This is a genomic window from Sphingopyxis sp. (assembly GCF_036402335.1).
Classification (GTDB): Bacteria; Pseudomonadota; Alphaproteobacteria; order Sphingomonadales; family Sphingomonadaceae; genus Sphingopyxis.
On sequence record NZ_DASWTD010000361.1, the window covers coordinates 1 to 11,829 of the forward strand.

Sequence of the window (11,829 nt, forward strand, 5' to 3'; positions counted from 1 at the left end):
AAGTCCGGGTTGACGGGGTGTTGGATTACATCGCCGGTATTCTCCTTCGACAACAGCCCCGACGCCCCCTAAGACGGGGCCATGAGCGATTCCGCCGAAGACGATATCCCGATGCTGGGAATGGACCTGCCCGAAACCGCGCCGCAGCCGTCCGCCGGTCCGTATCGTGTCCTCGCCCGCAAATACCGCCCGCAAACCTTCGCCGAACTGATCGGCCAGGATGCAATGGTGAAGACGCTGGGCAATGCGATCGCTCGCGACCGGCTGGCGCATGCCTTTCTGATGACCGGGGTGCGCGGGGTGGGCAAGACGTCGACCGCGCGCCTGATCGCCAAGGCGCTCAACTGCATCGGTCCCGACGGGCAGGGCGGGCCGACGATCGACCCATGCGGCGTATGCGAACCGTGCCGCGCGATTACCGAAGGGCGCCATATCGACGTCATCGAGATGGACGCCGCGTCGAATACCGGCGTTGACGATGTGCGCGAGATCATCGAGGCGGTGCGCTACGCCGCGGTGTCGGCGCGCTACAAGATCTACATCATCGACGAAGTGCACATGTTGTCGCGTAACGCCTTTAACGCGCTTCTGAAAACGCTCGAAGAGCCGCCGCCGCACGTCAAATTCCTGTTCGCGACGACCGAGGTCAACAAGGTGCCGGTAACGGTGCTGTCGCGCTGCCAGCGTTTCGACCTCCGCCGCATCACCCCCGACATGCTCTTTGCGCATTTCAGCGCGATTTTGCAGAAGGAAGGCGTCGAGGCCGAAGCGCCGGCTATCTGGCTGATCGCCAACGCCGCCGAGGGGTCGGTGCGCGACGGCCTGTCGATCCTCGATCAGGCGATCGCGCACGCCGACCTCGACGGCGGCGGCAAGATTGGCGCCGATCAGGTGCGGGTAATGCTCGGCCTGTCGGATCGCACCTCGATTTCGCAATTGATGGCGACGATATTGGAAGGCGATGCGGGCGGCGCGATCGATCTGGCGCGCGCGCAATATGCGCTCGGGATCGAACCCGTCGCGATGGTACGCGGTCTGATGGACCTGACCCACGCGATCACGCTTGCGAAAGTATCGCGGCATGACGATCCCGCGCTGGCCGAGGCTGACCGTGAACGTATCGGCGACTGGGCGCAGAAGCTGGGTTTCGCGCCGCTGAACCGGCTGTGGCAACTCCTGCTGAAAGGGCATGATGAGGTGCTGCGCGCGAATAATCCGCTCGAACATCTCGAAATGCTGCTGCTCCGCGTGATCTACGCCGCGTCGATGCCCGATCCTGGCGAACTCGCAAAGCTGCTCGAAAAGGGCGGTGTGCCGACGATGCCCCTGGCCGCCCCGGCTGCCCCGGCCGCTCCTGCTACGCAGGAAAGCATGGCGAGCCAGCCGGCTGCGGAAACCGGAATGCCGGCGCCCGCAATGCCCGAGCCACCCGCTTCGCTGACGGTCGCGCAGATCCACCAGCTCCTCGAAAGCACTGGAAATCATCGGCTTGCGGTCGATGTCTACGATCATTTGCGAATCATCGAGCTCGAGCCGGGGAATCTTGTTTTTGCGTCCGCAACCGCGCTCGGTGCCTCCTTCGCGCGCGATCTGGGCGATGCGCTTCTCGCCGCGACCGGCAGCCGCTGGCATGTGCGGACGGGCGAAGGCGAGGGGCGTCCGAGCCTGGGTCATGTGCGCGCCGCCAAACTTGCCGACAATGACGCGCGAATCCGCGAACTGCCGGTGGTGAAGGCCGCTCTGGCTGCTTTTCCGGATGCAAGGCTTGTCGAGGACGACGACAATCGCCATAGGTCGAACCCATGAAATCGATCGAAGAAATGATGAAGGCGGCGCAGGAAGCCGCCGCCACGGTGCAGGCCCAGATGCAGGAGGCGCAGGCGAAGCTCGACAGTGTCGAGGTCGAAGGCGTCTCGGGCGGCGGGCTGGTGCGGATTCGCGCAAGCGCGAAGGGCCGCATCAAGGAAATCGCGATCGACGACAGCCTGATCGTCCCCGCGGACAAGCAGATGCTCGAAGACCTGCTCGCCGCCGCGTTCAACGACGCGCGCGAAAAGGCTGACGCGGCGAGCAACGAGGAAATGGGCAAGATGACGAGCGGCCTGCCGCTCCCACCGGGCTTCAAGCTGCCGTTCTGAGCCGGCCCACGCCCCGGTCTGGGCCGCGCTGTTCAGCGCAGCGACATTGAATGCGTGCGAAGTTACGCCATATTAGCGATGAACACCCTATAAGAAGGGCGGTGTGTCCGGTCGCGGCGCCCGCCCAGGAGCCGTAATGACGCAATCTTATCCCCTTCTTCCGCTGCGTGACATCGTCGTTTTCCCGCACATGATCGTGCCCCTCTTTGTCGGCCGCGATCGCTCGGTCGCCGCGCTCGAAACCGCGATGGAAAACGACAAGGAAATCTTCCTCGTTGCGCAGCTCGATCCGGGCGAGGACGATCCGCAGCGTGACGATCTGTACGACGTCGGCGTGATCGCCACCGTCCTGCAACTCCTGAAGCTGCCCGATGGCACGGTCCGCGTGCTCGTCGAGGGCAAGGAGCGTGCGAAGCTGCTCGGCCTGACCACCGAGGACAAGGCGGTCATGGCGAGCGTGAAACCGGTTGGCGATACCGTCGACGAGAGTGTCGATACCGCGGCGCTGATGCGTTCGGTTGTCGACCAGTTCGAAAATTACGCGAAGCTCAACAAGAAGATGCCCGCCGAAACCGCGGTGCAACTGTCGCAGATCGAGGAGGCCTCGCGGCTTGCCGATTCGGTTGCGGGCAATCTCAACATCAAGGTTTCCGACAAGCAGGCGCTGCTCGTCGAAGATGCGCCGTCGAAGCGGCTCGAAATGGTCTTCGCCTTCATGGAAGGCGAACTCGGCGTGCTGCAGGTCGAAAAGAAGATTCGCGGCCGCGTGAAGCGCCAGATGGAAAAGAGCCAGCGCGAATATTATCTCAACGAGCAGTTGAAGGCGATCCAGCGCGAACTCGGCAACGACAATGGCGAGGGCGGCGACGACCTTGCCGAGCTTCAGCTCAAGATCGACAGCCTCAAAATGTCGAAGGAAGCCAAGGCCAAGGCGCAGGCCGAAATGAAGAAGCTGCGCGCGATGGCGCCGATGTCGGCCGAGGCGACCGTCGTGCGCAACTATCTCGACACGCTGATCGGCCTGCCGTGGGGCAAGAAGTCGAAGCTCAAGAAGGATATCGCGAAGGCGCAGGAGATCCTCGACGACGATCATTATGCGCTCGAAAAGGTCAAGGACCGGATCGTCGAATATCTGGCGGTGCAGGCGCGGACCAACAAGCTGAAGGGGCCGATCCTCTGCCTCGTCGGACCTCCCGGCGTTGGCAAGACCAGCCTCGGCAAGTCGATCGCCAAGGCGACGGGGCGCGAGTTTATCCGCCAGTCTCTCGGCGGCGTGCGCGACGAGGCCGAAATCCGCGGCCACCGCCGGACCTATATCGGCTCGCTGCCGGGCAAGATCGTGACGAACCTCAAAAAGGCCGGCACGATGAACCCGCTGTTCCTGCTCGACGAGATCGACAAGCTCGGCCAGGATTTCCGCGGCGATCCGGCCTCCGCGCTGCTCGAAGTGCTCGACCCCGAACAGAATGGCAAGTTCCAGGACCATTATCTGGAGGTTGACGTCGACCTGTCGGACATCATGTTCGTCACCACCGCGAACTCGCTCAACCTGCCGCAGGCGCTGCTCGACCGCATGGAGATCATCCGGCTCGAAGGCTATACCGAGGATGAAAAGGTCGAGATCGCGAAGCTGCACCTGATTGCGAAACAGGTCGAAGCGCATGGCCTGAAAGCCGGCGAATTCGAGCTGACCGAGGAGGGGCTGCGCGACCTCATCCGCTATTACACCCGCGAAGCCGGCGTCCGCACGCTCGAACGCGAAATAGCGCGTCTGGCGCGCAAGGCGCTGCGCCGGATTCTCGAAGGCAAGGCGACCAGCGTCACCGTGACGCCTGAAAACCTCTCCGAATTCGCGGGCGTGCGGAAGTTCCGCCACGGCATGGGCGACCTCGAAGACCAGGTCGGCGCCGTCACCGGGCTCGCATGGACCGAAGTCGGCGGCGAATTGCTGACGATCGAGGCGGTCACGGCGTCGGGGAAGGGGCAGGTGCGCACGACCGGCAAGCTCGGCGAAGTGATGACCGAGTCGGTACAGGCCGCGCTCTCCTTCGTGAAGGCGCGCGCGCCTGCTTATGGCATCAAGCCCAGCCTGTTCGCGCGCAAGGACATCCATATCCATCTTCCCGAAGGCGCGGTTCCGAAGGATGGACCTTCGGCCGGCGTCGGCATGGTGACCGCGATGATTTCGACCTTGACGGGGATCGCGGTGCGCCGCGATGTCGCGATGACCGGCGAAGTCACGCTGCGCGGGCGCGTTCTGGCGATCGGCGGGCTCAAGGAAAAGCTGCTCGCGGCGCTGCGCGGGGGCATTAAGACCGTGTTGATTCCGGAAGAGAACGAGAAAGATCTCGTTGAAATCCCGGCCAATATCACGAGCGGATTGAAGATCATCCCGGTCAGCCATGTCGATCAGGTGCTTGCCGAGGCCCTGGTGTCGCCCGTCGTGCCGATCGAATGGACCGAAGCCGATGAGCTCGCTGCATCGCCCCCGGTTCCTTCGGGCACCGACCCCGAAACGGCGATTCGGCACTGAGCCGGCGACCTTGGGTCGCTGCAAGCGGCCTTTTCGTCGCAAAATCGTCGTTTTGGGTCGTTTTTCGCCCTTTTTTGCTTTGACAAGACGGGGCTAAACGGCGTTAGTGGCGCGCCATGGCCACGACCATGAATCATTTAACCAACCATATTGCAGGGGTTCCTTAGGCATGAACAAACAAGACCTGATCGCCGCCGTCGCTGACTCGAGCGGCCTGACCAAGGGTGACGCGAGCAAAGCGGTTGAAGCCGTGTTCGACGCGATCACCGGTTCGCTGAAGAAGGGCGGCGAAGTCCGTCTCGTCGGCTTCGGCACCTTCGCGGTCAGCAAGCGCAAGGCATCGACCGGTCGCAACCCGCGCACCGGCGAAACGATGACCATCGCGGCGTCGAACCAGCCGAAGTTCAAGGCCGGCAAGGCCCTCAAGGACGCCGTCAACTAAGTTGACAGGCACCTTCTGGTGAATACATCTCGGGCCGTGGCGCAAGCTGCGGCCCGATTTGTATCTGCCGGATGGATTGTGCGTGAAGATTGAGCAAATGTCCGTTGCAATCACCGTCGCAGCGGCTATGGACGTCCGACTTTCGGACGCCGGGCCTATGGCCTGCACCGGACGGGCGCGTAGCTCAGCGGTAGAGCACACCCTTCACACGGGTGGGGTCACAGGTTCAATCCCTGTCGCGCCCACCATGACCTTCGGGCCATGGCGGGAACCGAAACCGGAGCTGACCCGGCCATTCATCGCCTATTCAATGCCTTCGCGTTAGAGAAACGGCCATGATCCGCACACTGACCCTTTCCCTCGTTTCCGCGCTGCTGTTGTCGGCGGGCGCGCCCGCGGCCGCACGTGGCGACCGCGACCAGGACAATCTGCGCAACGCAGCGGCGCAGGGGCAGGTAATCCCGCTCAACAAGCTGATCGCCGACGTCCGTTCGCGCCCGCCGTATAACGACATGACCTATCTCGGCGGCCCGCAGTTCGATGCAGGGCGGATGATCTATGCGCTGAAATTCATGGATGGCAGCCAGGTGGTGGTCGTCTATGTCGATGCCCGCACCGGCCGGATCGTGGGACGCAAACCCTGACATTCCCCGTCGCCGGCCTTTCATCGCAACCAGATTTTGCGATGATCGTCCGGACTTGATACACAGACGAAACATGCGGCCGGTTCTGTCCGGCGCGCAACGGAAAGGCGCCTGAATGCGGATTTTGATTGTCGAAGACGAACCCACGCTGGGCCCGCAGCTCAAGGCGACGCTGGAGGGCGCCGGCTATGCCGTCGACCTCGCCACCGACGGCGAGGACGGCCATTTTCTCGGCTCGACCGAGAATTACGACGCCGCGATCCTCGACCTCGGGCTGCCCGAGATCGACGGGCTCACCGTGCTCGATCGCTGGCGCCGCGAAAAGCGGAACTTCCCGGTGCTCGTCCTCACCGCGCGCGACAGCTGGTCCGACAAGGTAGCCGGGCTCGACGCCGGCGCCGACGACTATCTTGCCAAGCCGTTCCAGACCGAGGAATTGATCGCCCGCCTTCGCGCGCTGATCCGCCGCGCCGCGGGCAATGCGTCGAGCGAACTGATCGCGGGCAACGTGCGCCTCGACACGCGCTCGGGCCGCGTGACGCTCGACGGCGCGCCCGTCAAGCTGACCGCGCAGGAATATAAATTGCTGTCGTACCTGCTCCATCACAAGGGCAAGGTCGTGTCGCGCACCGAGCTGATCGAACATATCTATGATCAGGATTTCGACCGCGATTCGAACACGATCGAAGTGTTCGTGACGCGCATCCGCAAAAAGCTTGGCGCCGACATCATCACGACGATCCGCGGGCTTGGCTATCAGCTCGACGATCCGCAGGGCTGACGCGGCGCGGAGATGACCGAAGCAGACGTCGCCCCGGCGGTCGCCCAGGCGACCTTGGCGGATCCGGACGCGGCGGAAAAATCGGCGGCGCCGGCCAGCCGCATCACGGGTTCGCTCGCGCGCCGCATGATCGCGATCGCGGCGCTGTGGATTTCGGTGCTGCTGATCGGCGGCGGCTTCGCGCTCGACCGGGTGCTGACCGGCGCAATCACACGCAACTTCGATTCGAGCCTCGAATATGTGTTGATCGCGATGATCCGCTCGTCGGAGATCGGCCCCGACGGTGAAGTGCGTCTGGTCGAGCCGCTCGGCGACCAGCGCTTCCTCGAACCGTACAGCGGCCTCTATTGGCAGATCAGCGGCGGCAACCAGGAGCCCTATCGCTCACGGTCGCTCTGGGAACGCACGCTGCGGGCGCCGACGCCGCACATCGACAACCAGATCCACACCTACGACAGCAACCAGTTTCCCGACGAGGAACTGCGCGTGCTCGAGCGCAACGTCATCCTGCCGGGCAGCAAGACCAACTGGCGATACCAGATCGCCCAGTCGCGCGAGGCGCTCGATGCGCAGGTCGGCGCCGTGCGGCAGACGCTGATCCCCAGCCTCGCGCTGCTGGGGATCGGGCTCATCATCCTCGCCGCGCTCCAGACCTTCTACGGCCTCTGGCCGCTCCGCCATATCCGCCGCGCGATCGCGGCGATGCGCGGCGGGCAGAACCGCCGCGTCGATGCGCCCTTGCCGCTCGAGGTGCAGCCGATGGTCGACGAACTCAATGCGCTGCTCGCGCATAACGAGAAGCAGGCCGAAGAGGCACGGCTGCATGCGGGCAATCTTGCGCACGCGCTCAAGACGCCGCTGACCGTGCTCGTCAACAGCGCGACGAGTTCGGATTCCGAGCTTGCCGAGACCGTGCGGCGCGAAGCGGCGACGATGCAGCGGCAGGTCGACCATCACCTCGCGCGCGCGCGCGCAGTCGGGCGGCGCGGTGCGGCGCAGGCGAGGGCGGTCGTCTGGGACAGCGTCCACAGCGTGTCGCGCGCCGTCGCCGCGCTCTACCCGAACGCGCGGCTCGATGCCGAGGGCGACAAGACGCTGATCGTGCGGGTCGAGCGGCAGGATCTCGACGAACTGGTCGGCAACCTGCTCGAAAACGCGGCGAAATATGGCGGCGGCAGCGTCTTCGTTACCGTCCAGCGCGACGGCAGCATGGCCGAGATACTGGTCGAAGACGACGGCACCGGAATTTCGCCCGACGACCGCGTCCGCGTGATCGATCGCGGTGTGCGGCTCGACAGCGGCAAGCCGGGGACCGGACTAGGGCTCGCGATCGTGCGCGACGTCGCCGAAATCTATGGCGGCAGCGTCACGCTCGAGGAGAGCGAGGATCTGGGCGGCGTGCTGGTGCGGCTACGGCTGCCGGCGGGGTAGCGAGGAACGTGGGCTATGGGGTAGTGAGCTGCCCCTTTTGTGCACCCCGGCGAAAGCCGGGGCCCAGAATTCTAACGCGAACTTAGCGTGTTACCGCATGGGCCCCGGCTTTCGCCGGGGTGCACATCCCTATCGGAAGTTTCCGGTCGAAAACTGCCGTTCGCCGTTACGCGGCCGTCACTTCCAGCCCGCGCTGTACCCCCGGCCGCGCCAGCCCGGCCTCGAGCCAGCGCTGCACATGCGCGAACCGGTCGAAGCCGACAATCTCGCGCGCGTCGTAAAAGCCGATCAGGTTGCGCACCCAGCCGAGCAGCGAGATATCGGCGATGCTGTACCCGGCACCCATCACCCATTCGCGCGTCGCCAGCCGCTCGTCGAGCACGCCGAGCAGGCGCGCCGATTCAGTGGCGTAGCGATCGCGCGGGCGCTTGTCTTCATAGTCGCGGCCGGCGAATTTGTGGAAGAAGCCAAGCTGGCCGAACATCGGGCCGACGCCGCCCATCTGCCACATCACCCACTGGATCGTCTCGTAACGCTCCCCGGGATCGGCCGAGAGGAATTGCCCGCTCTTGTCGGCGAGATAGATCAGGATGGCGCCCGATTCGAACAGCGCGAGCGGCTTTCCGCCCGGTCCCTGCGGGTCGTAGATCGCCGGGATCTTGCCGTTTGGATTGAGCGCGAGGAAGGCCGGGTCATGGCTCTCGTTCGCCATGATGTCGATCCGGTGCGGCTCATAGGCGAGGCCGGTTTCCTCGAGCATGATGCCCGCCTTCACCCCGTTCGGCGTCGGCGCCGAGAAAAGCTGGATCCGGTCGGGATGCTGGGCCGGCCAGCGCGCGAAAATCGGGTGATCGAGGGTCATGCGCTCTGCTCCCGTTTGGCCTTCTGATGGTGGCGGATCACCTCTTCTATGATGAAACGCAGGAATTTTTCGCTGAATTCGGGATCGAGGTCGGCATCGCGCGCCAGCGAACGCAGCCGCTCGATCTGTCGCTCCTCGCGGCCCGGGTCGGCGGGGGGCAGGCCGTCGCGCGCCTTGAGCTCGCCCACCGCCTTGGTCACCTTGAACCGCTCGGCGAGCATATAGACCAGCGCCGCGTCGATATTGTCGATGCTCTGGCGGTATCGGCTCAATTGGTCGTCCATGCGCGGCTCCTCTCGTTCGCGGAACGCTTGGCACCGCGAAGGGGGCGGAGGCAAGCCGAAAGTCGTTGCAAAATCGTGACCGCGGCGCCAAGGCTCGCCGCGTTATGACTGCCGAGATCCACCTCCTCCACGGCGATCGTCCGCCTTCGCTCGACCCGATGATGGCGCTTGTCGCCGCCGATATGAACGAGGTGAATTCGGTCATTCTCGATCGGATGCAGTCCGAAGTGCCGCTGATCCCCGAACTTGCCGGTCACCTGATCGCGGGCGGCGGCAAGCGGATGCGCCCGATGTTGACGCTCGCGTGCGGCAAGTTGCTCGACTATCCGGGCCGCCGCCATTGCAAGCTCGCCGCGGCGGTCGAGTTCATCCACACCGCGACGCTGCTTCACGACGATGTCGTCGACAAATCGGACCTGCGCCGCGGCCGCAAGACCGCGAACATCATCTGGGGCAACAGCGCCTCGGTGCTCGTCGGCGATTTCCTGTTCAGCCGCGCGTTCGAGGTGATGGTCGAGGATGGCTCGCTGAAGGTGCTCAAGATCCTGTCGCGCGCCTCGGCGGTGATCGCCGAGGGCGAGGTCAACCAGCTTTCGGCGCAGCGCCGGATCGAGACGAGCGAGGACCAGTATCTCGCGATCATCAACGCCAAGACCGCCGAGCTGTTCGCCGCGGCGTGCAAGATCGCCGCCGTCGTCGCCGAGCGCGACGAAGCGACCGAAGCCGCGCTCGACGCCTATGGCCGCAACCTCGGCATCGCGTTCCAACTCGTCGACGACGCGATCGACTATGTCTCGGACGAAGCGACGATGGGCAAGGGCGTCGGCGACGATTTTCGCGATGGCAAGGTCACGCTGCCGGTCATTCTCGCCTATGCGCGCGGGACGGCGGAGGAGCGCGAATTCTGGAGGCTGGCGATCACCGGCCACAAGACGTCGGACGAGGATCTGGCCTATGCGACCGGCCTGCTCCGCAAGCATGGTACGATCGACGATACGCTGGCGCGCGCGCGCCACTATGGCCAGCGCGCGGTCGATGCGATCGGCGGTTTCCGTGCCAGCCAGGCCAAATCGGCGCTGACCGAGGCGGTCGCTTTCGCCGTTGCGCGCGCTTATTGAATCGCTGCCCATGGCGATGATGGGCCCAGCGGCGGAAAGCCCCGATGCCTATATCGCGGCGCTGTCGGGTTGGCAGCGCGAACGGGCCGACATGATGCGCGCGGCGATCCTGCGCGCGGCCCCATTCGAAGAAACGATCAAATGGACCAATCTCGTCTTCATGGCGAACGGTCCGTGCATATTGATCCGCGCCGAAGAGCATCGCGTGTTGCTCGGTTTCTGGCGCGGCAAGCGGTTGCGCGAACTGGAACCGCGGATCAGGGCGAGCGGCAAATATGAACTCGGCAATCTGGTGATGGTCGAGGCGACCGAGCTGTCGCCCGCGACGGTAGAGACGCTCGCTGCCGAAGCCTTTCGCCTGAACGCCGAACTGGGCAACCCCGCGGCGCGTATCTGATGCAATCGCTGCCGATCGACATCGTTCTGCCCGATATCATGGCGGCGCTGGTGCTGAAGCCCAATGCGGTCGTCGTCGCGCCGCCGGGCGCTGGCAAGACGACGCGCGTTGCGCCGGCGTTGCTGGGCCAGCCCTGGTGCAAGGGCGCGGTGTGGTTGCTGTCGCCAAGGCGGCTGGCAGCGCGCGCGGCGGCCGAACGCATCGCCGAGGAAATGGACGAAGCGGTTGGCGGTGTCGTCGGCTATGCGACGCGCCTCGACAGCAAACAGTCGGCGGCGACGCGGCTGCTGGTGATGACGCCGGGTCTGTTCCGGAATCGCATTCTTGCCGATCCCGAGCTCGCCGGCGTATCGGCGGTGCTGTTCGACGAAGTCCATGAACGCAGCCTCGACGGCGATTTCGCGCTCGCGCTCGCGATCGACGCGCAGCAGGGCCTCCGCGACGATCTCCGCCTCGTCGCCATGTCGGCGACGCTCGACGGCGCGCGTTTCGGCGCGCTGCTCGGCAACGCGCCGGTGGTGAAGAGCGAGGGCAAGATCTGGCCGCTCGACCTCCGCCATATCGGCCGCCGTGCCGAGGACCGGCTCGAAGCGTCGGTGCTCGCGGCGGTGCGGCAGGCGCTGGCCGATGAGGACGGCGAGGGACAGGGGGGCGACATGCTCGCCTTCCTGCCGGGTGCCGCGGATATCGAACGCGCGGCGGCCGCCGTCGAGGAGGCGCGTTTGCCGCTCGTCGTCCATCGGCTGCACGGCCAGATCGACCCTGCGCTCCAGCGCAAGGCGCTCGTCCGCGATCCGGATGGCGGGCGCAAGCTGATCATCGCGACGAGCATCGCCGAGACCAGCCTGACGATCGATGGCGTGCGTATCGTCATTGATGCCGGCCTGTCGCGCCGCCCGCGCTTCGACAAGGCGGCGGGCATCGCGCGCCTCGTCACCGAACGCGCGAGCCAGGCGTCGGCGACCCAGCGCGCGGGCCGTGCAGCGCGGCAAGGGCCGGGAGTCGCCTATCGCTTGTGGGAAGCCGCGGCGACCACGGGCATGCCGCCGTTCGACCCGCCCGAAATCCACGAGAATGACCTGATGCCCGTCGTGCTCGACTGCGCGAGCTGGGGCATCGTCGATCCGCGCCAATTGGGCTGGCTCGATCCGCCGTCGCCGGCGGCGATTTCGGAAGCGAAGACGCGATTGCAGGCGATC

Annotated in this window: 12 protein-coding genes and 1 tRNA gene; 11 read left to right on the top strand and 2 right to left on the bottom strand. The window is 65.1% G+C overall.

All coding sequences use genetic code 11. The features are described 5' to 3' along the window. Positions 1-81 precede the first annotated feature (81 nt). The 8 genes from VGD20_RS11180 (at position 82) to VGD20_RS11215 (ending at position 7,969) form a co-directional block, all read left to right on the top strand. Positions 82-1,806, top strand: a complete 1,725-nt coding sequence (locus tag VGD20_RS11180) for a DNA polymerase III subunit gamma/tau (protein ID WP_331134519.1) — start codon at positions 82-84, stop codon at positions 1,804-1,806. Beyond that, positions 1,803-2,138: a YbaB/EbfC family nucleoid-associated protein gene (locus VGD20_RS11185; protein ID WP_331134520.1), complete on the top strand. Its 336-nt coding sequence runs from the start codon at positions 1,803-1,805 to the stop codon at positions 2,136-2,138. Before VGD20_RS11180 ends, VGD20_RS11185 begins: the two co-directional genes overlap by 4 nt. Before the next feature lie 136 nt (positions 2,139-2,274). Continuing rightward, positions 2,275-4,671, top strand: coding sequence for an endopeptidase La (gene lon / locus VGD20_RS11190; RefSeq protein ID WP_331134521.1), 2,397 nt, complete (start codon positions 2,275-2,277; stop codon positions 4,669-4,671). Between the two features lie 169 nt (positions 4,672-4,840). Next, a complete protein-coding gene (locus VGD20_RS11195) occupies positions 4,841-5,113 on the top strand; it encodes an HU family DNA-binding protein (RefSeq protein WP_037510426.1) in 273 nt (90 codons plus the stop codon). Positions 5,114-5,286: 173 nt separating this feature from the next. Beyond that, positions 5,287-5,361 (top strand) — tRNA-Val (locus VGD20_RS11200). An 87-nt stretch (positions 5,362-5,448) separates the two neighbouring features. Continuing rightward, the gene (locus VGD20_RS11205; RefSeq protein WP_331134522.1) at positions 5,449-5,757 is read left to right on the top strand and encodes a hypothetical protein; all 309 of its coding nucleotides are present in this window, start codon (positions 5,449-5,451) and stop codon (positions 5,755-5,757) included. Between the two features lie 115 nt (positions 5,758-5,872). After that, the gene (locus tag VGD20_RS11210; RefSeq protein ID WP_331134523.1) at positions 5,873-6,538 is read left to right on the top strand and encodes a response regulator transcription factor; all 666 of its coding nucleotides are present in this window, start codon (positions 5,873-5,875) and stop codon (positions 6,536-6,538) included. 12 nt (positions 6,539-6,550) lie between these two features. Then, on the top strand, positions 6,551-7,969 hold the full coding sequence (locus VGD20_RS11215) for a sensor histidine kinase (protein ID WP_414714567.1): 1,419 nt from the start codon (positions 6,551-6,553) through the stop codon (positions 7,967-7,969). A gap of 166 nt (positions 7,970-8,135) precedes the next feature. Here the strand turns inward: VGD20_RS11215 and VGD20_RS11220 are convergent, their stop codons facing one another. Further along, positions 8,136-8,831 (bottom strand): glutathione S-transferase N-terminal domain-containing protein, encoded by a 696-nt coding sequence (locus VGD20_RS11220; protein WP_331134524.1) that lies wholly within the window; start codon positions 8,829-8,831, stop codon positions 8,136-8,138. Then, the gene (locus VGD20_RS11225; RefSeq protein WP_331134525.1) at positions 8,828-9,169 is read right to left on the bottom strand and encodes a chorismate mutase; all 342 of its coding nucleotides are present in this window, start codon (positions 9,167-9,169) and stop codon (positions 8,828-8,830) included. Before VGD20_RS11225 ends, VGD20_RS11220 begins: the two co-directional genes overlap by 4 nt. A gap of 50 nt (positions 9,170-9,219) precedes the next feature. On the opposite strand from VGD20_RS11225, the gene VGD20_RS11230 reads away from it, so the two are divergent. The 3 genes from VGD20_RS11230 to VGD20_RS11240 all read left to right on the top strand — a co-directional run. Further along, on the top strand, positions 9,220-10,233 hold the full coding sequence (locus VGD20_RS11230) for a polyprenyl synthetase family protein (protein ID WP_331134526.1): 1,014 nt from the start codon (positions 9,220-9,222) through the stop codon (positions 10,231-10,233). 10 nt (positions 10,234-10,243) lie between these two features. Continuing rightward, positions 10,244-10,630 carry a DUF1801 domain-containing protein gene (locus VGD20_RS11235; protein ID WP_331134527.1) on the top strand — a complete coding sequence of 129 codons (387 nt, stop codon included), beginning with the start codon at positions 10,244-10,246 and terminating at the stop codon, positions 10,628-10,630. Further along, a partial coding sequence (locus VGD20_RS11240) for a helicase-related protein (protein WP_331134528.1) occupies positions 10,630-11,829 on the top strand: 1,200 nt, incomplete at its 3' end. The genes VGD20_RS11235 and VGD20_RS11240, both read left to right, overlap by 1 nt.